Raw genomic sequence first — 22702 nt, forward strand, 5'->3', positions numbered from 1 at the left:
CCGCCGCTGCGCCATTCAAGCGCCGTTCAAGCACACGACCAGCGAGACAAGTCATGACCTACCTGCTGGCCCTGGACCAGGGCACCTCCAGTTCGCGCGCGATCGTCTTCGATGCGCAAGGGCGCATCGTCGCGATGGCGCAGCGCGAGTTCCGCCAGATCTATCCGCAGCCCGGCTGGGTCGAGCACGACGCCGACGAGATCTGGGACACGCAGCTCGCCGTCGCGCGCGAGGTGCTGTCCAAGGCCTCACTGAAGGCCGCCGACGTGAAGGCGCTGGGCATCACCAACCAGCGCGAGACCACGCTGGTGTGGAACCGCCGCACCGGCCGGCCCATCCACCATGCGATCGTCTGGCAGGACCGGCGCGCCGAGCCGCGCTGCGCCGAACTGCGCGAGCAGGGGCACGGCGCGCGGATCCAGGAGAAAACGGGGCTGGTCGTCGACGCCTACTTCTCCGGCACGAAGCTGCAGTGGATCCTCGACCACGTCAGCGGCGCGCGCGAGCAGGCCGAGCGCGGCGAACTGGCCTTCGGCACGATCGACAGCTGGCTGATCTGGAAGCTGACCAACGGCGAGGTGCATGTCACCGACGTGAGCAATGCCTCGCGCACGATGCTGTTCAACGTGCGCGAGAACCGCTGGGACGAGGAGCTGCTGGCGCTGCTGGGCATCCCCGCGTCCCTGCTGCCCGAGGTGAAGCCGTCGGCGCATGAATTCGGCAAGGCGGCGCCGGAACACCTGGGCGGCGCCCTCACCATCGGCGGCATCGGCGGCGACCAGCAGAGCGCGCTGTTCGGCCAGGCCTGCTTCGAGGCCGGCATGGCCAAGAACACCTACGGCACCGGCTGCTTCATGCTGATGCACACGGGGACGCGCTTCCAGACCAGCGCGAACGGGCTGATCACCACCAGCGCCGCGCAGATCGACGCGACGCCGCGCTACGCGCTGGAGGGCAGCGTCTTCATCGGCGGCGCGGTGGTGCAGTGGCTGCGCGACGGGCTGAACGCGATCAAGGCGAGCGGCGAGGTGCAGGGGCTGGCGGAGAGCGTGCCGGACGCGGGCGGCGTGATGTTCGTGCCGGCCTTCACCGGGCTGGGCGCGCCCTACTGGGACGCGGAGGCGCGCGGCGCGATCGTGGGCCTGACGCGGGGATCGACGGTGGCGCACATCGCGCGCGCGGCGCTGGAGAGCATCGCGTTCCAGAGCGCCGCGCTGCTGCAGGCGATGAGCCGGGACGCGGTCGCGGCGGGCGGCGCGCCGGTGAGTGAGCTGCGGGTGGACGGCGGCGCCTGCGTGAACGACCTGCTGATGCAGTTCCAGGCGGACCTGCTGGGCATCCCGGTCGTGCGGCCCAAGGTGATCGAGACGACGGCGCTGGGCGCGGCCTACCTGGCCGGACTGACGGTCGGCGTCTACCGCAACCTCGACGACATCGGCCGCAACTGGCAGGCCGAGCGCGTGTTCCGCCCGACCCTGTCGCGCGACCGCGCCCAGGCGCTGATGGCGCAGTGGGAGCGCGCGGTGCGGCAGGCGTCGGCGCGATAGACCGTCGCGGGGCGCCCCTTTCGCGGGCCCCCGTCCGAGGGGCCGGCGCTCCCTCCTCAATGACTGATTTGAGGAAGTGCGGCTCGGGATCGGCATGCCTAGAGTGGCGGGCTTCTTTCGTTGAAACGACAAGGAGTCATCCATGGCCTCTCATTGCGTACGGAGCATCGGACCGGTCGCCACGATCGGCGAAGGCCTCCAGATCACCCTTCCGCAAGGCGTGCTGGACGCCCTTCGCATCGGCCCGGGCGACCAGGTGGAGTTCTTCCACGTCGCTCCGGACGAATTCCTTTTCTACGTGGCCACGCGGCCCTTGCCGATCGCAGGAATCGTTCCCACGCGCGTGCGTCGCCCCGTGACGATCGACGAGATGAATCACACCTTCGCCTCCATGGAGCGCCAGCGCCGTAAAAGCGCCAAGCGCAAGGAGAAGCGCAAGTGATGGTCGGCATCGATACCAACATCCTGGTCCGTTTCGTCACACGAGACGAACCCGTGCAGTACCGCGCGGCCAAATCGCTGCTCTCCAGCTTCACGCCGCAGGCGCCCGGCTACATCACCGTCCCGACGCTGGTGGAGCTGGTGTGGGTGCTGAACAAGAGCTGCAAGGTGAAACGCGACGAGGTCGCCCGCGCCTTGATCGAACTGCTGCGGGAGGGCGGACTGGTCTTCGAGCAGGTCGAGGACGTCATCGACGCCGTCGCGCGATTCCATGTGGGTCGAGCGGACTTCGCGGACTACCTGATCGAGCGACTGGGCCGGACTGCCGGCTGCGGATGCACCATGACCTTCGACCGCGATGCCGCCTCATGCGCGGGCATGAAGCTGCTGTCGGAGGACCGGGCTCACAACCCCATCGATGCGCCCGCCCCCAGAAGCGTGAGCACGCCCAGCACCGCGAAGATCGCCGCCGCGATGGCGTGAACCAGCCGCACCGGCAGCTTGTGCGCAAGCTTGCCACCCACCAGCACCGCCGGCACGTTGGCGATCATCATCCCCAGCGTCGTGCCCGCCACCACCATCCACAGGTCATTGAAGCGCGCCGCCAGCGCCACCGTCGCGATCTGCGTCTTGTCCCCCATCTCAGCCAGGAAGAACGCCACGATCGTCGTGCCCAGCACGCCCAGCCGGAACTTGCCGCCGGTTTCCTCCTCCTCGATCTTGTCGGGGATCAGCGTCCACACCGCCATCGCGATGAAGCCCAGGCCCAGCACCCAGCGCAAGGTCTGCGCGGACACCTGCGTCGTGATCCAGCTGCCGACGGCGCCCGCACAGGCGTGATTGACCAGCGTCGCGATCAGGATGCCCAGCACGATCGGGCCCGGCTTGCGAAAACGCGCCGCCAGGATGAAGGCCAGCAGTTGGGTCTTGTCGCCGATCTCGGCGAGGGCCACGAGGCCGGTGGAGATGAGGAAGGCTTCCATGAAGGACTCAGCGGCCGGAACGAACCCATGACCATGCCGCCGCCGGCCGCAGGTCCGGGGGCATGGTCAAAGGTCTCGCCAGGCTGGGAACCCGCGGGTTCCTGGCTACCTCGCGCCATGAGCCGAAGCTCAAGTCTGTTGACGCGGGTCTGCTGAATCGGCCCGTCGGGCGACGGACGGGGTGCAGCGGCTACTCCCCAATGACAGCGCGCATTGTAGTCAGCGCCAGCCCGGGCCAGGCGCGCTGCGCCGGCGCCGGTGGGCCCGCATCGCCCAGAAGCAGTAATTGCGTGCGGTTGTCGCGCCAACTCGCGGCCATCAGCAGCTGCAGCACCGGCGCGCTGATCGCTCTCACCCGCTGTGGCCATTGCAGGACCGCCTCCAGCTCCCCCGCCGCCATCGCCTGCGCCAGCAGCGCATCCGGCGCCTCCGCCAGCTGCGCCTGCCAGTCCCCCAGCGCGAGGGCCTGGGCCAGCGCGAGGTCCTCCGGCGTCACTGGCTCGTCCGCCAGCAGCGGCAGCTGCTCCCGCAAGCGTGCGAGTTGCTCCGGCACCGCCGCCACCGGCAGCGTCACGCCCATCCGCCAGCACAGAGCGCCGCCAAGCGATTCGATCTCGCTGTCCCAGGGCCAGGGGAGACGCGCGGCGATCCGTTGCTGCATCAGCGTGCGCGCGAGTTCGCGCAGGCCCGGCGGCGTGCCGCGCGGCACCGGCGTCTGGACGATCAGCCGGCATCCCTGCCCTTGCGGCAGCTGCAGGAACTGGGCGACGGCGGCGGCGGGCGTCGCGGTCGCCAGCGCCGGTGCCGGCGCCGGTCCGGCCGGCGCCTTGGGCACCCGCCAGTCGCCCATGAAGTCCTCGGCCAGACCGCGCGCGGCCTGCAGGCTCAGGTCGCCGGCGAACAGCAGCACCGCGCGTTCCGGTCGCCAGTACTGGCGATGGAAGCCCAGCACGTCCTCGCGGCGCAGGCGCTTCAGGCTGGCCGTCGTCTGCACCGGCTGCGCGCGGCCCCAGCACTGCCGCCGTGCCGCCCAGGGCGCGAGCAGCAGCGCATCGGCGCGACGCAGCACCAGCGCGTCGAGCGCCCGGCTGCGGATGTGCTCGAGCGCCTCGAAGGCCAGCAAGGGCCGCTGCGTCAGGTCGGCCATCAGGTTGACCGCGTCGTCGCATTGGTCCGGCAGCGCTTCCAGTGCGAGCTCGCAGGTGGACGGCGTCAGCGCCAGCCGCAGCGGCAGGCCGAGCAGGTCGCCGGCGTAGGCGATGTCGGCCGATTCCATCTCCTCGCCATCGCGCTTCGCGCCCTGCGCGAGCATCGACAGCGCCACCTCCGCCAGGCCTTCCTTGCCGACCGGATCGCGCAGCCAGCCGCCCTCGCCGATCAGGCGGATCGCGGTGCGCGGCGCGCCCGGCACCGGCAGCACGATGACGCGCAGCCCGTTCGGCAGCCTGGCCTGCTCGATCGCCAGCGGCGGCAGCGCGGTCAGCGGCGGCGCCTCCGGCGGGCGGTCGAAGCCGTCCTGCGCCAGCGCCGGCCAGGCCGTCGAGCCGGACGCGATCGCGGCGCCCAGCATCAGTCCGCGACGATGCAGGTCGACCGTCATGCCGCGACTCCCGCGGCGGCACCGACATCCGCCAGCAGCGTCAGCACCGGCGCCTGCACGACCTGGCGGCGCCAGAACTGCTGCACGTCGGCACCGCCGAGCTTGATCCACACCGCCATGTCCTTGGCCGCCGCGCCGGCATCGCCGCGCACCGCCCAGGCGGTGCCGAGCGCCCGGGCGAGCCGGTCGGCGGTCCACTCGGCCGACAGCGTTTCGCGCCGCAGCAGGGCCTTGGCCTTGCCGAGTTCCTCGTCGGTGATCGCCTCGTCGGCCAGCCGCAGCACTTCCTGCTGCAGGGCCTGCGCCAGCGGCGCCGCGGTCTGGCCGTGCGCCGCCAGCGCCTGCGCGACCAGCAGCCCCGCGTCGCGGTGCGCATCCAGCCGCAGGCTGAGCTGATGCGCCAGCGCCTTTTCGTCGACCAGCGTGTCGGTGAGGCGGCCCGATCGCCCCAACCCCAGCAGCGCCTGCGCGAGCTGCCAGGTCGGCAGCGACGGATCGTCGGCGCGCGGCACCTGCCACACCAGCGCGGCCGCCGGCAGCGGCGCCTGCGCCAGCGACAGCTTGAGCGTCTGGCTCTGGGGACGACGGGATTCGCGCAGCTCGCGCGGCTCGGCCACCGATGCCACCGACGCCGCAGGCGATACGGCGGCGGGCGGCGTGACCGGCACGGCGGCGGGCCCGGAGGAGGACGAGGCCGGCAGCCCCGACGCCAGCGTTGCCGAGGCGGTCGGCGACACCGCCGGCGCGGCCGTCAAGGCCGTCACCGCGGACGGTGCCATCGGCGGACGGATCGAGCCGAAGTAGTGCATCACCCAGCGCGCGAGCGCGCCCTCGTCGAACGCGCCGGTCACCACCAGCAGCGCGCGGTCGCAGCCGAACCGGGCGGCATGGAAGGCGCGCACGGCATCGATGTCCAGGTCCTTGAGCTGCTCCGGATCGCCGAGCGCGCCGCGCTGGTACGGATGCGTCAGGTAGCCGTGGCGCTGCACCGCGAGGTCCAGCCGCGCATAGGGATTGAGCAGCGGCTCCTGCACCGCCTGGCGCAGCTGCTGCCGCGCGCTGGCCAGCGTATCGGGATCCAGGCGGGGATTGCTCATCAGTTCGGCCTCGGCCCACAGCACGCGCTCGAGCTGCGGCGCGGGCACCACCGTCTGCAGCGCCGCGAAGTCCTCGTCGATCTCGATGCGGGTGCGCCCGCCCGCGCTGGCGATCAGGCGGTGGAACTGGCCCGGCTCCAGGTAGCGGCTGGCGCCGGCGATCAGCCGCAGCACCAGGTGCGACAGCCCGCTGCGGCCGGTGGGGTCGTCGCGGCCGCCACAGCGATAGACGACGCGCACCGCGACCTGCGAGCCCGGGACCGGGCGCGCCAGCCAGAGCAGACCGTTGGGCAGCCGTTGCGGCTCGAGGGGCGGGGCACTCATGGCCGGCATCCTAGCTGCCAATCCGCTGTCAGCAGCCGGTCCGCATCATCGGCGCGACATCGTCCTGACGGGCGGCCCACCCGAATCGGGGGCGCCCGGGCGGCGATCCGGGGCATGGGCCGCGCCGCTGCCCCGCCCAACGGGGACAAGCGCCCCGCTTTCATCGTCACTCCACGGAGGGCTTGCCATGAGCGCCATCAACTTCGCCTACACGATCGTCTACGTCGAGGACGTGGGCGCGTCGCTGGACTTCTTCGAACGGGCATTCGGCCTGACGCGCCGTTTCCTGCACGAGTCCGGCGCCTATGGCGAGCTCGAGACCGGCGCCACCACCCTGTCCTTCGCGCGCCATGACATCGCGCGCGGCAACCTCGGCCAGGACTACCGCAAGGCCGCGGACGGCGCGCCGCTGGGGATGGAGATCGGGCTGTCCACGCCGGACGTGCCCGCCGCCTACGCGCGCGCCCTGGCCGCCGGCGCGCAAGGCCTGACCCCGCCGATGACCAAGCCCTGGGGCCAGGTGGTCGCCTACCTGCGCTGCCCCGACGGCACCCTGGTCGAGATCTGCACGCCGATCTGACCGGCGACTAGGCGTCGTCCCGCGCGCCGGGCCGGGGCTCCACGACGATGCGCGCATGGCGCTGGAAGGTGAAGTACGCCCAGGCCCAGTCCGCGAAGACGCGGACCCGGTTGCGGAAGCCGATCAGGAAATAGACGTGCACGAACAGCCAGAACAGCCACGCGGAGAACCCGCTGAACTGGATCGTCCCCAGGTCGGCGACCGCCGCCTTGCGGCCGATGGTCGCGAGGTTGCCGTAGTCGCGATAGCGGAACGGCGGCTCCGAGCGCCCCTGCAGGCGCGCGAGGATCTGCCGCGCCGCATGCCGGCCGGCCTGCTTCGCGCCGGGGCTGACGCCCGGCACCGGCTTGCGGCTGCCATCCTTCTCCAGGCTGGTCGCGGCGGCCATGTCGCCGACGACGTAGACCTCCGGATGGCCGGGGATGTTCATCTGCTCGTCGACGATCACCCGTCCCGCGCGGTCCAGCGGCACGCCCAGCGTGCGCGCCAGCGGCGAGGCGGCGACGCCGGCGGCCCACACCTTGGTGCGGGAGGCGATCCGTTCGCGGGTGCCGTCGGCGGTCTGGAGGTCCACGCCCTCCTCGTCGATGCCGACGACGCGGCAGCCGGTGCGCACCACCACGCCGATGCGCTCGAGCTGCGCCTGGGCCTGCGCCGACTGCGCCGGCTTGAAGGCGGCCAGCACCCGGTCGGACCCCTCCACCAGCAGCACCTGGGCGCGGCCCGGGTCGATGCGGCGGAACTCGTCGCGCAGCGTGTGGCGGGCGATCTCGGCCAGCGTGCCGGCCATCTCCACGCCAGTGGGCCCGCCGCCGATGACGACGAAGTTGAGCCAGGGCGCGCGGTCGGCGGGATCGGGCAGGGTCTCGGCGCGCTCGAAGGCGCTCAGCAGGCGCGCGCGCAGCTGGAAGGCGTCGGCCAGCGTCTTGAGGCCTGGCGCATGCGCCTGCCACTGGTCGTTGCCGAAGTAGCTGTGCGTCGCGCCGGCGGCGGCGATCAGGTGGTCGTAGCGCAGGCGCTGTCCGTCGCCGAGCACGACCTCGCGGGCCTGGACATCGATGGTGTCGACCTCGGCCATCAGCACCGTGAGGTTGCGCTGGTGGCGTCGCATGTGCCGGATCGGCGACGCGATCGACGGCGCGGTGAGGCCGGCCGTCGCGACCTGGTACAGCAGCGGCTGGAACAGGTGGTGGTTGCTGCGGTCGATCAAGGTGATGCGGACCGGGGCACCGTCGAGGACCTTGGTGGCCTCCAGGCCACCGAACCCGCAACCGATGATCACGACATGGGGAAGCGCAACATGTGGGTCAGCCATGCGGCACATCGTAGCGGGGATGACGACTCGGATAGGTGGGGCCCATCGCTGACAATGGTGGGATGCGCCGCGCCGACCGCCTGTTCCAGATCGTCCAACTCATCCGTGGACGCCGTCTCACGACGGCCGAGTTCCTGTCCCAGCGGCTGGAGGTCTCGATCCGCACCGTCTATCGCGACGTGGCCGCGCTGCAGCAGCAGGGCGTGCCGATCGATGGCGAGGCGGGCGTCGGTTATCGGATGCGGGTCGGCTTCGAGCTGCCGCCGCTGATGTTCAGCGCCGAGGAAGCCCAATCACTGGTCGCCGCGGTGCGGCTGGCCCAGCCGCAGCTCGACGCCGTGCTCGGGCAGCGCGCCGAGGAGGCGCTCGGCAAGATCTTCGCGGTGCTGCCGGGCTCGGCGCGCGCCGCCGCGGAGAGCCTGACCGTCTACGCGCCGCAGCGCGGCCTGGACAACGCCACCCGCGAACGCCTGACGCAGCTGCGCCTGGCCACCGAGTCCCGCACCAAGCTGCGGCTGCACTACCTCGACCTGAGCGAGCAGACCAGCTCCCGCGTCGTGCGGCCGCTGGCCTGCTTCTTCTGGGGACCGGTGTGGACCTTCTCCGCCTGGTGCGAGCTGCGCGAGGACTTCCGCAGCTTCCGCGTCGACCGGGTGCAGCAGCTGGAACTGCTGGAGGAGCGTTTCCGCGACGAACCGGGCAAGACGCTCGCCGACCTGCAACGGCGCGAGAACGCGCGCGAGAACTGGGCCTAGCAGGCGACGGGCCTGCCGGGCCCGGACGCGACGGGCGCCTCAGCGCAGCGCGACGCCCTGCGGCAGCGCCGCGGCGCGCGGCCGCCAGCGCAGCAGCGGCGCCTCGATCCAGCGATGGAAAGGCACCGCCGCCATGTTGCTCAGCAGCCAGGCCGCCAGCAGCGCCAGCGGCGCGAGCGCGTCCAGCATCAGGGCCGGGCTCTCGGCGCGGTGCTCGTAGATCGCGTTCACCAGCAGGCAGACCGGGAAGTGCACCAGGAAGAGCGCGTAGGCATGGCGCGCCAGCGTCTGCACCGGCGCCTGGCCGTGCCGCTGGAACCACGCCGGCAGCGTGCCGCGGTGCCACAGCGCGATGACCGCCGCGGTCAGCGCGGCCACGACCAGGCGCTCGCGGAACTCCAGCGCCAGCGCGACAGCCATCAAGCCGCCCAGCGCCAGCAGCCCGGCGCGGCGCGCCCGCGGCGTCCAGCCCTGGCACCAGCAGAGCAGCACGCCCAGGCCATAGGCGCCGAAGAAGTAGATGGCACAGGCGTCCAGCTCGGCCATCCGGTTGAACTGGAGCAGCGACGCCGCGCACAGGGCGCCGACCAGCGCCAGCGCGAGCTCCTGGCGTCTGGCGCCGGGCAGCGGCAGGCAGCGCAGGCCCCACATCACCAGCAGCAGCAGCGCGAAGAGCTGGAAGTCGATCGCCACGTACCAGGCGCCGACGGTGAGCGCCTCGACCGGCAGCAGGTCCTGCAGCAGCAGCGCATGGGCCAGGATCTGCGCCAGTTCCACCTGTTCCGGCACCAGGTCCGGCAGCAGGGGCGCCACCAGCCAGGAACTCAGCAGCGTCAGCCCGACGGCGGCCATGAACGGCGGCACCAGGCGCCAGTAGCGCTGGGCCAGCAGCGCCGGCGCCGAGCGCCGCAGCTGCGGCTCCTGCGCCGCGAGCGCCCGCGCGCTCAGGTAGCCGCCCAGCACCAGGAAGACCTGCACGGCCATGCGCCCGTAGTCGTAGAGCCAGCCGGTCAGCAGCGGGAACAGCCGGTGCATGGCTTCCGCGATCGGTCCGTAGACCGACAGGTGATGCAACACGATCAGTTGCGCGGCGGTGGCGCGCAGCGCGTCCAGCGGGAACAGGCGAGAGGCCATCGGGAATCGGGAATCGGCGGAAAGCAGTCGCCGACGAGCCTGGGCCACGCTCGGCGCAAAAACGAAGCGGCCACCGCAAGGTGGCCGTTGAGGCGCCAATTCTATAAGGAAATCAACGAGTTACATCGAGTTCGTTTGCATCACGCCCGGCGCACCGCCGCACGACAGCGGACTCACATCAGGCCAACGCCACGCTCACGCCATGCTCACATTCCGCTCACGACGACCGCCACGTCGCCATGAGGAGGCCGGGCGCTCACCGCTTGGCGCGCGGGCCGCGCGCACGGGGCTTGGGCGGCGGGAACAAGGTGCCGTTGAATATCGCGGCGAACCAGCCCAGGTACCAGTCGACGAGGCGCTGCGGCCACGGCTTGGGCGGCGCCTTCACCGGCCGCGGGCGGTCGGACGGATGGCGGCGCTCGACGGCGGCGGCGATGCCGGCGAGCCGCTCGCGCAGCGTCATCAGGCCGGCGACCTTGGTGGGGGTCTCGCGCTCGGCCTGGATCACGAGCGCCACATGCAGCAGCGCGCGGTCCTCGCCCAGCGAGGCCAGCCGCAGCTGCGCCTGGCCTTCGACCTTGCCGGTGCGAGGGCCGCGGCCGTCGATGCGCAGGCGCAGGCGGCTGGGGACCTCGAGGTCGAGGACGGTCACGACGCCCTCGAAGCCGGGCAGCGCCAGCGCGTAGGACCGCGGCGCGTCGCCGGCCGCGAGACGGGCGCCGTCGGGCAGGCTGTCGGCGAGCAGGGCCAGGTCATGCAGCGCGCGCCAGGCCAGGGCCTGGGACACGGGCAGGACCAGATCGTCGTTGAGGGCGAGCGTGGGCATGCGACGGATTGTGGCCCGCTGGCCCCGGCCGAGGCAGGCCGCAACGAATTTCGCTATGGTGCGGGGATGGACAACATGGACCTGCAGGTGCTGCGCCAGGTGCAGCAGTGGCTAGACGCCGATCAGCGCGTCGTGCTGGGCACGATCACCCGGACCTGGGGCTCGGCGCCACGGCCGGTCGGGTCGATCGTCGCGGTGCGCGCGGACGGATTGATCGCCGGCTCGGTCTCGGGCGGCTGCATCGAGGACGACCTGGTCGCGAAGATCCGCGAAGGCGCGCTCAGCCTGCGCACGCCGGAGCTGATCCGCTATGGGGTCGGCGCGGAGGCGGCGCAGCGTTTCGGCCTGCCCTGCGGCGGCACGCTGGAGTTGATGCTGGAGCCGGTGGGATCGCAATCGGCCATCGGCCCGCTGCTGGAGCGGCTCTCGCGCGGCGAGCGGGTGCTGCGCACGCTGGAGCTGGCCACCGGCGCGGTCACGCTGGCGGAGCCGCCGGCGCATTCGCGCGACGGCGCCGACCGGCTGGTGCTGAGCGACACGCGGCTGGTGACCCACCACGGGCCGCAGTGGCGGCTGCTGATCATCGGCGCGGGCCAGATGAGCCAGTACCTGGCGCAGATGGCGCTGGCGCTCGATTACCAGGTGCAGGTCTGCGATCCGCGCGACGACTACCCGTGGACGCTGATCGCGGCGCCCCTGACGCGCGAGATGCCGGATGACGTCGTCCAGCGGCTGCGGCCGGACGGGCACACGGCGGTGGTCGCGCTGACGCACGATCCGAAGCTGGATGACCTGGCGCTGATGGAGGCGCTGCGCAGCCCCGCGTTCTATGTCGGCGCGATCGGCTCGCGGGTGAACCAGGCCAAGCGCCGCGCGCGGCTGAAGGAGCACTTCGACCTGAGCGATGCCCAGCTCGACCGCCTGCACGGCCCGGTGGGCCTGCACATCGGCGCCCGCACGCCGCCCGAGATCGCGCTGGCCATCCTGGCCCACATGACCGCGGAACGCTACGGCGTGCAGGTCGTCAGCAGCGCCTTGCCGGAGGATCGCGGCGAGGCGGGATGCGTGGTCTAGCGGCGCACCCCGCGCTCAGCGCGCTCAGCGCATGCTGTACCCGCGCCCGTCCATGCAGGCCTCCACCGCGCGGTTGAACACGCCGGCGTCGTTCATCGCGGTGGGCTGCGAGGTCGCCCAGCGGTTGCAGTCCTGGCGGTCGGCCTCGGTCTGCGCGGCGGACTGCCCGTGGCGCGGATAGATGATCGGGTCCGGCCGCGGCGGCGCCATCGGGGCCGGCGTCGCGGTGTCGGCGCCGGGCGGCGGCGCGACCACGACGTAGCCCGGCTCGCCGGTGGCCACCGTGTAATACGCGCCGTTGGCGTAGTAGTAGGGCAGCCCGCCGATGCGCAGCGTCACGTAGGCGCTGGGCAGGACCGGCACCACGAAGCCGATCGGCGGGGCGATGACGCGGAAGCTCGGGCCCCAGGGCTGGTACCAGACGCCACCGTGGTACCAGTAGCGGTTGCCGACGAACACCGCGCCGCCCGGCAGGCCGCGGGCCACGTAGCCGGGCGCGGGGTAGTAGTGGTCGTGGTGGTAGCGGCTGTCGAAGCGCAGGCCGATGTCGACCCGCGCGCCGCCGCCGTGGTGCTGCGCCGAGGCGACGCCGGCGCTCAGCGCCAGCGCGACGGGAATCAACCAACGAAGCTTGCTCATGATCTGCTCGCGCCGCCGTGCGGCGCCCAGGAAGTCCGGAGGCTTATTGAACGCCGGGCCCTTCGGCCGCGTCTACGGAAGGGCGTTTCGCAGGGGTAAAGATCCATTGCCCGTGTCGGTCCGTGCACGGTCAGCGCACGAGCCGCGCATGGGACGGAAGCGGGTCGCGCGCGGTGGCGCAACGGTCGCGCGCGACGATCGGCGATGATGCGCGCCGCCGGGCATCCGCGACGTCACGACATGACGACACGGCCCTCACGCCCTTCCCACGCGCCGCCGGGCGCACGCCTTTCCCGCGACCTCAGGTCGCCCCACCTCGACCCCGCCGCCATGATCGAGCTCTACTACTTCCCCAGCAACGCCAGCTTCGCCCCGCACGTGCTCCTACAGGAACTGGGCGTGCCGTTCCAGCTCCGCCTCGTCGACCGCGACCGCGACGAGCACAAGTCCCCCGAGTTCCTGAAGCTCAATCCCAACGGCCTGCTGCCCGCGCTGCGCGACACGCGCCAGGGCGAGCTGGTGCTGTTCGAGACCGCCGCCATCCTGCTGCACCTGGCCGACACCCATCCCGAGGCCGGCCTGATGCCGCCGCCGGGCAGCGCCGAGCGCGCCCATGCCTACAAGTGGCTGATGTGGCTGACCAACACGCTGCAGCCGACCGTCATCACCTACTACTACCCGGACCGCTTCGTCGCCCCGGGCAACGCCGCCGGCAGCGCCGAGGTCAAAGCCCAGGCGCAGGTGCGCGCCGCGGCGCAGCTGGACCTGCTCGCCGCCGAGTTCGAACGCCACGGCGGTCCGTTCCTGCTCGGCGAGCGCTATTCGGTGCTGGACCCCTTCGCCTTCATGCTGTGCCGCTGGACGCGCAACTTCAGCCATCCCGCGCGCAACCGCCCCGCCCTCGCCGCCTTCCTCGAGCGCATGGCGCAGCGCCCGGCGCTGCTGCGCGCGATCGAGACGGAGCAGCTGCCCAAGCCCTGGTTCTGACCGCCCGCTCAGCGAGGCGGCAGCGCGCGCAGGTAGTCGTAGAGCCGCTGCGCGATGGCGGCCCGCTCCTCGGCGGACATGCCCTCGGCGAGCGCCGGCATCGTCGTGCCGGGCCGCACCGCGGCGGGCGCCAGCAGCCAGCGCTGCCAGGCCGCGGCGTCGTAGCCGCGGACGACGACGTCCAGGTCCAGCGGCATCTTGTCGCCGCCGTAGCCGCGGATGCGGTGGCAGCTCAGGCAGTGGGTGCGGGCGAGGTCGGCCGCGTCGGCGTACCGGGTGGCCAGGCCATCCGGCAGCAGCGCGCGCGTCGAGGACGGCCCCACGCTCACCGACGCCACCTGGTAGGGCCAGAGCGCGCCGCCCTCGGCCTGCAGCGCCTTCGAGGCGCGGTTGTCCCACACGAGGTAATACGGCCCGAGCGGCACCTGCCGCTCGCCTTGCAGGTGGTTGTCGACCTGGAAGGGCCGGCCATCGGCGCGCGCGTGCACCAGCCACGCGCGATGCTGCGCGAAGCGCTCCACCGGAATGCGCGAGACGAAACCGTCCAGCGCGCGGAATTCCAGTTCCTGCCCCGGCGCACGCCAACCCGTGCCAAGCACCGCCGTCAACGCCGCGTCGGCGGGCACGCCTAGGTAGCGGACCTCGGGCATGCGTCCGTCACGCATCAGGTGCGGCTCGAGCACGGTGACGGTGACAGCGGCCGTCGCCTTGGCCGTGGCCGCCGCCGTCGCCGGGCCGGACGCGCCGGTTGCCGGCCCGGCGGCCAGTCGCCGCGCGAGCTCCGCCGGTGCCGGCAGGTCCACCGCCAGGGCGGGCATCGCGATGCAGGTCGCGGCGAGCATCGCCAGCGCCAGCACGGCGGCCCGCGCACCGGGTGCGCCACGTGTGCTCGACACGGACCTCATGGCTTGAGCACCAGCAGGCCGTTCGAATGCGCGCGCACATCGGCCTCGTCCAACCACTCGCGGCGATAACGGCCCTGGGCCAGCAGCGCGGCCTGGTCGGCGTAATGCGCGTCCGGCCAGACGCCGCTCTGCCCGACCGGATTGACGCCGAGCGCCTCCTGCGGCCGCGCGAAGTCGATCAACCGGCGCGTCGACGGTCCGTAGACCACCGGCCACGGCCCGCTGCCGTTGCGCTGCGCGAAGTTGTTGGGGACTTCATGCCCGCCGGGCACCGGGAACGGACCGACGTTGAAGATCCGGTCCAGCGGCTTCTGTCGGCCCAGCGGATGCTCGTGCGTCAGCGTGTGCACCGCGTCCCAGCGCCAGGTCCCGCTGTCGGGGCCGAGCGTCGCCTGCAGGTGCGCGACCGTCGCCTTCCAGGCGCGGCGCACGATGTCGGTCTGCGTCTCGCGCTGCGGCGTCGAGCGGTCGTCCCACCAGGGCGAGTCCGCATCCGCCATCAGCCGCGGCAAGGCGTGGTCGAGCGCGCGGGTGCGGCGCAGGTTCTCGAACTGCGCCTCGCCGAGCTCATCCTTGAGCGCCGCCCGCAGCAACTCGGCGGTGAACTGCTGGAACAGCACCGGCGCCACCGCGTCCGCCTTGTAGGCGCCGTTCCAGCGCACCAGCGCCTCGACCAGCGGCTGCTCCTCGACCGAGGCCGATCCGCGCAGCAGCGGGATGATCGGCCGCAGCACGCGCGGGCCGTAGTCGGTCTGCACGTCCAGCTGCAGCGCCTGGCTGTTGTGGATGTCCCAGCGCTTGCCCTGGCTCAGCAGCCCGTCCAGGCGCCGGCCGCGCTCGGCCAGGTTGTAGTAGCCCGGCACCGGCGTGTCCCCGGTCGGCTGGAAATTGGCCGACACGATGTAGCCGCGCGCCGGGTTCTCTTCGTGCGGGTTGGCCGAGAACGGCAGGAAGCCCGGCTTGTCGGCCTCGCCGGTCGCGCCGTCCAGCACGAAGGCCGGATTCACACCCGGCGGCCGCTGCGGCAGCTTCGCGGCCGCCCACCAGGCGATGTCGCCACTGGCGTTGGCCCACACGATGTTCAGCCCCGGCGCATGCACCAGGCTCGCCGCGTCGCGCGCGCGGTCCAGCGTGTCGGCGCGGCCCAGCCGGTAGAAGCCGTCGAGCACCGGGTTCTCGGTCTCCAGGAAGGCCCACCACATGGCGACCGGGCGCTCGCCGCGGTCGCCCGGCAGCGCGTCGTTGACGATGGGCCCGTGCGGCGAGCGGCGCAGCGTCAGCACCTGGTCGGGCTGGCCCTTGACCTTGAGCGTCTCCTGCCGCGCGGTCATCGCGACCCAGCGGCCCTGGTACCAGACCTCGTTGGCGTTGGCCGGGTTGACCTTCTCGGCGATCAGGTCGACGTCGTCGTTCTGGAACATCGTCAGGCTCCAGCCGAAACGCCGGTTGTGTCCCAGCAGCGCCGTCGGGTTGAGCGCGAGGTGATGCCCGTAGAGCTCGAACTGCGGCGTGCGCAGGTGCGCCTCCCACCACACGGCCGGCGCCGAGTACGCGATGTGCGGATCGCCCGCCAGCAGCGGCTTGCCGCTGACGGTGCGGCTGCCCGACACGACCCAGGCGTTGCTGCCCTCGAACTGCGGCAGCCCGGCCAGCGCCGCCGCCTGGTCGCCGACCGCGGCCAGCCGCGCCAGCATCGGCGCCACGTCGGGGAAGCGCCCGCGCGGCGCGTCCAGCGCCTGCGGCTCCAGCACGCCGGAGGGATGCCAGTCCAGGTCGAAGATGCGCAGGTAGTCGGGACCGAGCTGGTCCCGCACCGCGGTCAATGCCGGCTCGGTGCGGAAGGCCGCGGCGAAGCTGTAGGCCAGGTAGCCGGCGATGCTGTAGGTGTCCGCGGCGGTGAACGGGCGCTTGGGGATGCCCAGGACCTCGAACTCCAGCGGCGCGGGCCGCGTCGCCTGGTACTGGTTGACGCCGTCCAGGTAGGCATACAGCGCGCGGGTCGCGCCGGGCTGAGCGGTGATGGCCGCGCTCGCCGCGGCGAGTTCGTCGGCGCGCTGGCGGATGCCGAGCGCGCGGAACAGGCGGTCGGTGTCGACCAGCTTGGGCCCGAGCACCTCCGCCAGCTCGCCGCGCGCCAGCCGGCGCAGCATCTCCATCTGGAACAGCCGGTCCTGCGCGTGCAGGTAGCCGAGCGCGCGGTAGAGGTCGTCCTCGTTGCGCGCGTCGATGTGGGGCACGCCCCACTCGTCGTAGCGGACGGTGACCGGCGCGCTCAGGCCGGACAGCTGCAGCTCGCCGTCGCGCTGCGGCAGCTTCTGGTGGACATGCCAGGCCGCGGCCGCGGCGCCCAGCGCCGCCAGCACGGCGACCGTGAGCGCGCCGCGCTTCAGCCAGCGACCCACGCTCATGAACGGACCGGTTGCCGCAGGTGGGACAGCGCCTCGACGCGCTTGATCAGCTCGCGGTCGTTCCAGGGCTTGTGGAACATGCCGTACAGGCCCTGCACCTGGTGCAGCCGGGCGTGCAGTTCCTCATGGCCGCTGATGGCGATGATGGGCAGGTCCTCGGTCGCCATCGCGCCCTGCACCGCCTTGATCAGCTCGAAGCCGTCCATGTTGGGCATCTCCAGGTCGGTGATCAGCACGCCGAAGCGGGTCTGGCCGAGCAGCTCCATCGCCTCCACGCCGTCGCGCGCGGCGACCACCTCGTGGCCGGCCTCGCTGAACAGCTTCAGCAGCTTGGCGCGCACGACCGCCGAGTCGTCGACCACCAGCAGCGGCAGGCGCTCGGGCGAGGCGGCGGTGGCGGGGGACATCGCGGCGGGCGCCGCGGCGGGGGCCGAGCTGGCGCGGGCGGCCGGGCCGGGCGGCAGGGGACGGGGCGATGGCGGCGGCGCGCCCACGTCGCGATAGTCGCCACGGCGCACCGTGATGATGATGATCACGATGGCCAGCGGGACCACGATCAGCAGCGGCAACAGGAACGGCTGCAGGGTCTCAGGCAATTCAAACGGCATGCGGCTCTCCGACTCCTCCCCAAACCGCGCACGCTACACCGGCCGCAAGACGGCCTGTAGAGGAAAAGCCCTCTCGGTGGACGGCCGGCGCGCGAGCTCCGACGAGCCGCCGCCCCGCCCCGCCGGCTGATGCGGCTGCGCGACACCGCGCCGCCGCAGCGTCCCTGCATCAGGGGGCTTGCACGGCTTCATGCCCAGCTCAGCGCGGACAGGTCGTTGGCGAACAGCGGCGTGCGGCTCCACAGGCCCTTCAGGCCGGCCCGCGCCACCGTGATCCATTGGGGCTGGTAGAGGAAGGCGGCGACCGCGTCCTCGGCGACCTGGCGCTGCGCCTGGCCGAAGAGCCGGGTCCGCTCGGCCGGATCGGCGCTGCCCTGCATGCGCTCGTACAGCGCGTTGAAGGCGGGGCTGCGGTAGCCCCAGTAGTAGTCCGCCCGCGCGAAGTTGCCGAAGTCGTAGGGCTCCACATGCGCGATGACGGTCAGGTCGTAGGCCTTGCTGCCGTAGACGCTGGACAGCCACTGGGCCCATTCGATCTGCTCGATCCGGGCGGTGATGCCGACCGCCGCCAGCTGCGCCGCGATCAGCTCGCCGCCCTGGCGCGCGTACGGCACCGGCGGCAGCTTCAGCGACAGGGACAGCCCGGTCGCCTTGGCCTGGGCCAGCAGCGCCTTCGCGGCGGCCGGGTCGTAGGCGTTGATCGCGGTGCAGTCGACGTAGCCCGGCGCGTCCGGCGTGACGAAGCTGCCGATCGGCACGCCGTAGCCGTCGGCGCTGGCCTGGATGACGGCCTTGCGGTCGATCGCCATGGCGATGGCGCGGCGCACGCGGACGTCGCCCAGCGGCGGCCGCTGGTGGTTGATGGCCAGGATGGTCTTGGCGCGCGACGAGGCGGTGATCACCTGGAAGCGCCGCGGCTGCGCCTTGAACTGGGACAGCGCCCGGGCCGCGGCCACGCGCGGGAAGGCATCCACGTCGCCAGCCAGCAGCGCGGCGACCTGCGCGGCCGGTTCGCCGATGAAGCGGAACTGCACCCGCGGGATCCGGATCGAGGCCGCGTCGCGGAAGCCGGGCCAGGCGGCGACGGTGAGGCTGGCGCCGCGCTGCCACTGGGCGACGCGGTAGGGCCCGGTGCCCACCGGGTTCTGCGCGTTGCCGGCGGCGCTGCCGGGCTCGACGATCACCGCCGTCGCCTGCGCCAGCAGCGCCGGCAGGTCGGGCTCCGGATGCCTGAGCGTCAGCACCGCGGTCAGCGGATCGGGCGTCGCGATCGCGGCGATGTTCTCGAAGACGCGGCGGTCCTTGTTGAGGCTGTTCGGCGCGCCCGCGCGCTCGAAGCTGAACTTCACCGCCGTGGCGTCAAAGGGCGCGCCGTTGTGGAAGCGCACGCCCGGGCGCAGCGTGAAGGTCCAGGTCTTCTGGTCCGCCGAGGCGCTCCAGCGCAGCGCCAGTAGGGGGCGGGCCGAGCCGTCCTCGGCCACCTTGGTCAGCGGCTCCAGCACGTTGTAGAGCACGATCTCGCCGATGGCGGCGGCGGCGCCGGCGGTCGGGTCCAGGCCCGGGGGCTCGAGGGTCATGCCCAGCACCAGCGGCCGCCCGCCGGGCACCTGCGCGAAGGCCGGCAGCGCGGCGCCGAGGCTGGCGCCGACGGCGCCGATCGAGAGCCGGTGGAAACGGCGACGGTCCAGGGAGGTATCCATGGCCGCGGATCATGCCAAAGCGGCCAGCAGGTCCCGGGTGTAGGGATGCCGGGGATCGCCCAGCACGCGCGCGGCCGGGCCCTGCTCGACCGCTTCGCCGCCGCGCAGCACCAGCGCGTGGTCGCACAGCACCTCGACCGCCGCGAGGTCGTGGCTGACGATGACCAGGCTGATGCCGTCGCGCCGCTGCAGCTCGCGCAGCAGCGCCAGGATCTGCGCCTGCACCGAGACGTCCAGCGCGGACAGCGGCTCGTCCGCGACGATCAGCCGGGGGCGCGTCGCCAGCGCCCGCGCGATCGCCAGGCGCTGGCGCTGGCCGCCGGAGAACTGGTGCGGGAAGCGCAGCGCCGCGTCGGGCTCCAGGCCGACCTCGGCGAGCACCTCCAGCAGCCGCGCCTGACGCTCGGCGTCGGTCATCGGCAGCGCGGCGAGCGGCTCCACCACGCTGCGGCCGACGCGCCAGCGCGGATCCAGCGAGCCGTAGGGATCCTGGAACACCATCTGCACGCCCGGCCGCAACGCGCGACGCGCGGCGGTGGGCATCGCGTTCACGTCCTGGCCGGACCAGCGCACCCGGCCGTGGCGCGGTCGCTCCAGCGCCATGAGCAGGCGCGCCAGCGTGCTCTTGCCGGCCCCCGACTCGCCGATGATGCCGAGCGACTCGCCCGCCGGCAGCGTGAACGAGATGTCCTTGAGCACCGTGCGGCCGCCGTAGCGCTGGCCCAGGTCCTCGACCTCGAGCAGCGGAGCCGCTGGCGAGGACGACGGCGCCGGAGTCCGGCCGATGACCCCGCTCATGTCGACACCTCCCAGCAGGCGAGCCGGCCGTCGAAACGAGGCGGCTCCGCGGCGCAGCGGGCGGTCGCCAGCGGGCAGCGCGGCGCGAACGGACAGCCGTCGCCGAGCTGCGCCAGCGCCGGCACGTTGCCCTTGAGCGGATGCAGCGGCTGGTCCCGCCCGGCGCCCAGCCGCGGCCGCGCCGCCCACAGCGCCTGCGTGTAGGGATGGCGCGGGTGTGCCAGCAAGTCCGCCGCGACGCCCTGCTCCATCACTCGCCCGCCGTACAGGATCAGCAGGCGATCGACGCGGCGCGCCGTCAGCGCGAGGTCGTGCGAGATCAGCAGCAGCCCCATGCCGCGCTCGGCGACCAGTTCCCGCAGCAGTTCCAGGACCTGCACGCGCAGCCGCGCATCCAGGGCGGTGGTCGGCTCGTCGGCGATCAGCAGTTCGGGCTCGGCGGCGAGCGCCATCGCGATCAGCGCCCGCTGCCGCTGGCCGCCGGAGAGCTGGTGCGGATAGGCGCAGGCCTGCCGCTCCTCGAGGCCGACGCGCGCCAGCAGCGCCAGCGCGCGCTGGCGGGCGCTCGCGCGGTCCGGCGCGAGGCGGTGCAGGCGGATCGGCTCCATCACCTGCGCCAGCACGCGCTGCAGCGGGTTCAGCGCCGTCAGCGGCTCCTGGAACACCATCGCGACACGGCGGCCGCGCAGGCCGCACCAGTCGTCCTCGTCGAGCGCGAGCAGCTCGCGGCCGTCCAGGGCGATGCGGCCGGTGGCCCGCGCGCCGTCCGGCAGCAGCCCCATCACGGCCAGCGCCGTCAGCGTCTTGCCGCTGCCGGACTCGCCGATCAGCGCCAGGCACTCGCCGCGGTCCAGCCTCAGGTCGATGCCGCGCAGCGCATGCAGCGCCGCGCCACCGCGCCCGGCGAGCCACACCTGCAGGTCGCGGACCTCGAGCAGCGGCGCGCTCATCGCGGCAGCTCCTTGGGATCGAGGCGGTCGCGCAGGCCGTCGCCCAGCAGGTTCAGGCCCAGCACCGCCAGCGTGATCGCCAGGCCCGGCGCGAGCGCCAGCTGCGGCGCCTCGAACATCAGCGTCTGGGCCTCGGCGAGCAGCCGTCCCCAGCTGGCCTGCGGCGGCTGGGCGCCCAGGCCGAGATAGGACAGGCCGGCCTCGGCCAGGATGGCCAGCGCGAAGCTGGTCGTGCCCTGCACGATCAGCAGCGGCAGCAGCTGCGGCAGCACGTGACGCAGCGTGATCGATGCCCGCCCCTGCCCCGCGACGCGGGCGGCCAGCACGAAGTCGCGCGCCCACCAGCTCTTGGCGCTGCCATTGACCAGCCGCGCGAAGGACGGCACCGCATGCAGGCCGATCGCCGCCATCGCCACCGTCATGCCAGGCCCCAGCGCCGCCGCCAGCAGGATCGCCAGCAACAGCGCGGGAAAGGCGTAGCCCAGGTCGGCGCCGCGCAGGATCAGCGCCTCCACCGCGCCTCGCCGCGCGGCCGCGACCAGCCCGAGCGCGGTGCCAGTGAGCAGCCCGATGCCGACCGCCACCAGGCCCACCAGCCAGGCACTGCGCGCCCCGGCCATCAGGCGGCTGAGGACGTCGCGGCCGAGCTGGTCGCAGCCCAGCCAGTGCGCCGGGCTGGGCGCGGCCAGGCGGCGGGCCATGTCGATCTGCTCGGGCGGCCAGGGGGACCAGACCAGCGACAGCAGCGCCGCCAGCAGCAGCGCGGCGGTCAGCACGGCGCCCGCGACGAAGCCGGCGCGCCTCATGCCCGATTTCAGGCCGGACCTCATGCCGGAGCTCATGCTGTCCTTGGCACCGTCCTTCATGCCGCGCCCTCCGCCTCGACGTCGGCCTCGGCCCGCGTGCGCAGCCGGGGATCGATCCAGCCGTGCAGCAGGTCGATCGTGAAATTCAGCAGCAGCACCAGCGCCGCCAGCCCCATGACGCCGTTGCGCACGACGATCAGGTCGCGGTTGGCGATCGCCTGCGCCATCAGGCGGCCCAGGCCGGGCAAGGTGAAGACGTTCTCGATGACGATGGTGCCGGCCAGCAGGTTGGCGAACTGCAGCCCGCCCAGCGTCAGCAGCGGGATCGCGGCGTGGCGCAGGCCGTGCCGCCACAGCGCCGCGCGGCGCGAGAGGCCCTTGGCGCGGGCGCTGCGCATGAAGTCTTCGCGGGCGATGTCCAGCAGCGCGGAGCGCGCGATGCGCGCCAGGATCGCCGCCTGCACCACCGCCAGCGCCGCCGCCGGCAGCAGCAGCGCGCGCAGGCCCGGCCAGAAGCCGCCGCCGAGGGCCTCGGACCAGCCGGGGAAGCCGCCGGCGTCGACCCACTGCAGCTTCACCGCGAACAGCAGCACCAGCAGCATGCCCAACCAGAAGCTCGGCACCGCCAGGCCCAGCTGCGTGAGGCCCATCACCAGGTGGTCGCCCGCGCGCCCGTGCTGGCTGGCGGCCCACCAGCCAGCGCCCAGCGCCAGCACCACCGTCATCGACATCGCCAGCAGCGCCAGCGGCAGGGTCAGGGCCAGGCGCTCGAGGATCAGGTCGGCGACCGGCGCGCCGTAGGCGTAGGACAGGCCGAGGTCGCCGCGCACCAGGCCGGCCAGCCAGGCGAGGTATCGGGACCATGCGGGCTGGTCCAGCCCCAGTTGGCGCGCCAGCGCCGCGACCGCTTCGGGCGGTGCCTCGGGTCCCATGATCAATTGGGCGGCGTTGCCGGGCAGCCATTCCAGCGCGCCGAAGATCAGCGCCGAAGCGGCCAGCAGCGTCAGCAACAGCACCGCCAGGCGCTTGAGCAGGTAATTCATCGCGGGCGGGATCATAGGCGCCGCGTCCGCGACGGCCTTGCCACATACGGGCGGGCGCGACGGCAACTGGCGTGCCCGCCGCGTCGCATTTTTTTACAGTTCCGTGCGCGGATTTATCAGATCAATGGAAATTTGACGGCGGATCAACGGCTTGGCGAAGTGGCCCGGCTTATGCATAGGGG

General features: G+C 72.7%; 22 protein-coding genes and 1 riboswitch. Of the genes, 7 read left to right on the forward strand and 15 right to left on the reverse strand.

Annotated features, from left to right (window positions below; translation table 11 throughout):
- The first annotated feature begins 53 nt into the window (after window positions 1-53).
- The 3 genes from glpK (at window position 54) to BM393_RS17015 (ending at window position 2471) form a co-directional block, all read left to right on the forward strand.
- Entirely contained in the window at window positions 54-1547 is a 1494-nt protein-coding gene (glpK, locus tag BM393_RS17005) for a glycerol kinase GlpK (RefSeq protein WP_091728893.1), read from the forward strand.
- A 142-nt stretch (window positions 1548-1689) separates the two neighbouring features.
- Window positions 1690-1989, forward strand: coding sequence for an AbrB/MazE/SpoVT family DNA-binding domain-containing protein (locus BM393_RS17010; RefSeq protein WP_091728898.1), 300 nt, complete (start codon window positions 1690-1692; stop codon window positions 1987-1989).
- Complete coding sequence (locus BM393_RS17015; protein ID WP_091728902.1) at window positions 1989-2471, forward strand: PIN domain-containing protein; 483 nt, start codon at window positions 1989-1991, stop codon at window positions 2469-2471. The genes BM393_RS17010 and BM393_RS17015 overlap by 1 nt, the downstream gene beginning before the upstream one ends.
- Here BM393_RS17015 and BM393_RS17020 read toward each other — a convergent pair.
- The 3 genes from BM393_RS17020 to BM393_RS17030 all read right to left on the reverse strand — a co-directional run bounded on the left by BM393_RS17020 (window position 2393) and on the right by BM393_RS17030 (window position 5992).
- Window positions 2393-2971: a TMEM165/GDT1 family protein gene (locus BM393_RS17020; protein ID WP_091728906.1), complete on the reverse strand. Its 579-nt coding sequence runs from the start codon at window positions 2969-2971 to the stop codon at window positions 2393-2395. The genes BM393_RS17015 and BM393_RS17020 overlap by 79 nt on opposite strands.
- A gap of 77 nt (window positions 2972-3048) precedes the next feature.
- Window positions 3049-3182, reverse strand: a riboswitch (yybP-ykoY riboswitch).
- Window positions 3162-4571 (reverse strand): pitrilysin family protein, encoded by a 1410-nt coding sequence (locus BM393_RS17025; protein WP_091728909.1) that lies wholly within the window; start codon window positions 4569-4571, stop codon window positions 3162-3164. Its footprint overlaps the riboswitch before it by 21 nt.
- On the reverse strand, window positions 4568-5992 hold the full coding sequence (locus BM393_RS17030; protein WP_175538382.1) for a pitrilysin family protein: 1425 nt from the start codon (window positions 5990-5992) through the stop codon (window positions 4568-4570). The genes BM393_RS17025 and BM393_RS17030 overlap by 4 nt, the downstream gene beginning before the upstream one ends.
- Before the next feature lie 196 nt (window positions 5993-6188).
- Here BM393_RS17030 and BM393_RS17035 point away from each other — a divergent pair, with 196 nt between their 5' ends.
- Window positions 6189-6572 (forward strand): VOC family protein, encoded by a 384-nt coding sequence (locus tag BM393_RS17035; RefSeq protein WP_091731721.1) that lies wholly within the window; start codon window positions 6189-6191, stop codon window positions 6570-6572.
- A gap of 7 nt (window positions 6573-6579) precedes the next feature.
- Here the strand turns inward: BM393_RS17035 and BM393_RS17040 are convergent, their stop codons facing one another.
- Window positions 6580-7887 (reverse strand): NAD(P)/FAD-dependent oxidoreductase, encoded by a 1308-nt coding sequence (locus tag BM393_RS17040; protein ID WP_091728922.1) that lies wholly within the window; start codon window positions 7885-7887, stop codon window positions 6580-6582.
- Between the two features lie 62 nt (window positions 7888-7949).
- On the opposite strand from BM393_RS17040, the gene BM393_RS17045 reads away from it, so the two are divergent.
- Window positions 7950-8642: a YafY family protein gene (locus BM393_RS17045; protein WP_091728927.1), complete on the forward strand. Its 693-nt coding sequence runs from the start codon at window positions 7950-7952 to the stop codon at window positions 8640-8642.
- Window positions 8643-8681: 39 nt separating this feature from the next.
- On the opposite strand, the gene BM393_RS17050 is transcribed toward BM393_RS17045, so the two are convergent.
- Window positions 8682-9776: an acyltransferase gene (locus BM393_RS17050; protein ID WP_091728930.1), complete on the reverse strand. Its 1095-nt coding sequence runs from the start codon at window positions 9774-9776 to the stop codon at window positions 8682-8684.
- Window positions 9777-10032: 256 nt separating this feature from the next.
- The gene (locus tag BM393_RS17055; RefSeq protein WP_091728935.1) at window positions 10033-10602 is read right to left on the reverse strand and encodes a CoxG family protein; all 570 of its coding nucleotides are present in this window, start codon (window positions 10600-10602) and stop codon (window positions 10033-10035) included.
- 66 nt (window positions 10603-10668) lie between these two features.
- On the opposite strand from BM393_RS17055, the gene BM393_RS17060 reads away from it, so the two are divergent.
- Window positions 10669-11676, forward strand: coding sequence for an XdhC family protein (locus tag BM393_RS17060; protein ID WP_091728939.1), 1008 nt, complete (start codon window positions 10669-10671; stop codon window positions 11674-11676).
- A 24-nt stretch (window positions 11677-11700) separates the two neighbouring features.
- Here BM393_RS17060 and BM393_RS17065 read toward each other — a convergent pair whose 3' ends face one another.
- Window positions 11701-12315, reverse strand: a complete 615-nt coding sequence (locus BM393_RS17065) for a DUF6515 family protein (RefSeq protein ID WP_141225370.1) — start codon at window positions 12313-12315, stop codon at window positions 11701-11703.
- Between the two features lie 330 nt (window positions 12316-12645).
- Here BM393_RS17065 and BM393_RS17070 point away from each other — a divergent pair, with 330 nt between their 5' ends.
- On the forward strand, window positions 12646-13302 hold the full coding sequence (locus BM393_RS17070) for a glutathione S-transferase family protein (protein ID WP_091728947.1): 657 nt from the start codon (window positions 12646-12648) through the stop codon (window positions 13300-13302).
- Between the two features lie 8 nt (window positions 13303-13310).
- Here the strand turns inward: BM393_RS17070 and BM393_RS17075 are convergent, their stop codons facing one another.
- From BM393_RS17075 to BM393_RS17110, 8 genes are all read right to left on the reverse strand, one after another.
- On the reverse strand, window positions 13311-14207 hold the full coding sequence (locus tag BM393_RS17075) for a cytochrome c (RefSeq protein ID WP_217648459.1): 897 nt from the start codon (window positions 14205-14207) through the stop codon (window positions 13311-13313).
- Window positions 14204-16615: a penicillin acylase family protein gene (locus BM393_RS17080; RefSeq protein ID WP_091728955.1), complete on the reverse strand. Its 2412-nt coding sequence runs from the start codon at window positions 16613-16615 to the stop codon at window positions 14204-14206. Before BM393_RS17080 ends, BM393_RS17075 begins: the two co-directional genes overlap by 4 nt.
- Window positions 16612-17223: a response regulator gene (locus BM393_RS17085; protein ID WP_091728958.1), complete on the reverse strand. Its 612-nt coding sequence runs from the start codon at window positions 17221-17223 to the stop codon at window positions 16612-16614. Before BM393_RS17085 ends, BM393_RS17080 begins: the two co-directional genes overlap by 4 nt.
- Window positions 17224-17411: 188 nt before the next feature.
- On the reverse strand, window positions 17412-18923 hold the full coding sequence (locus BM393_RS17090) for an ABC transporter substrate-binding protein (RefSeq protein WP_091728963.1): 1512 nt from the start codon (window positions 18921-18923) through the stop codon (window positions 17412-17414).
- A 9-nt stretch (window positions 18924-18932) separates the two neighbouring features.
- Entirely contained in the window at window positions 18933-19721 is a 789-nt protein-coding gene (locus BM393_RS17095; RefSeq protein ID WP_091728967.1) for an ABC transporter ATP-binding protein, read from the reverse strand.
- A complete protein-coding gene (locus tag BM393_RS17100) occupies window positions 19718-20671 on the reverse strand; it encodes an ABC transporter ATP-binding protein (RefSeq protein ID WP_091728970.1) in 954 nt (317 codons plus the stop codon). Before BM393_RS17100 ends, BM393_RS17095 begins: the two co-directional genes overlap by 4 nt.
- Window positions 20668-21537 (reverse strand): ABC transporter permease, encoded by an 870-nt coding sequence (locus BM393_RS17105; protein ID WP_091728973.1) that lies wholly within the window; start codon window positions 21535-21537, stop codon window positions 20668-20670. Before BM393_RS17105 ends, BM393_RS17100 begins: the two co-directional genes overlap by 4 nt.
- A complete protein-coding gene (locus tag BM393_RS17110) occupies window positions 21534-22535 on the reverse strand; it encodes an ABC transporter permease (RefSeq protein WP_175538383.1) in 1002 nt (333 codons plus the stop codon). Before BM393_RS17110 ends, BM393_RS17105 begins: the two co-directional genes overlap by 4 nt.
- Window positions 22536-22702 lie beyond the last annotated feature (167 nt).

The organism is Mitsuaria sp. PDC51, from assembly GCF_900113225.1.
Taxonomy (GTDB): Bacteria; Pseudomonadota; Gammaproteobacteria; order Burkholderiales; family Burkholderiaceae_C; genus Roseateles.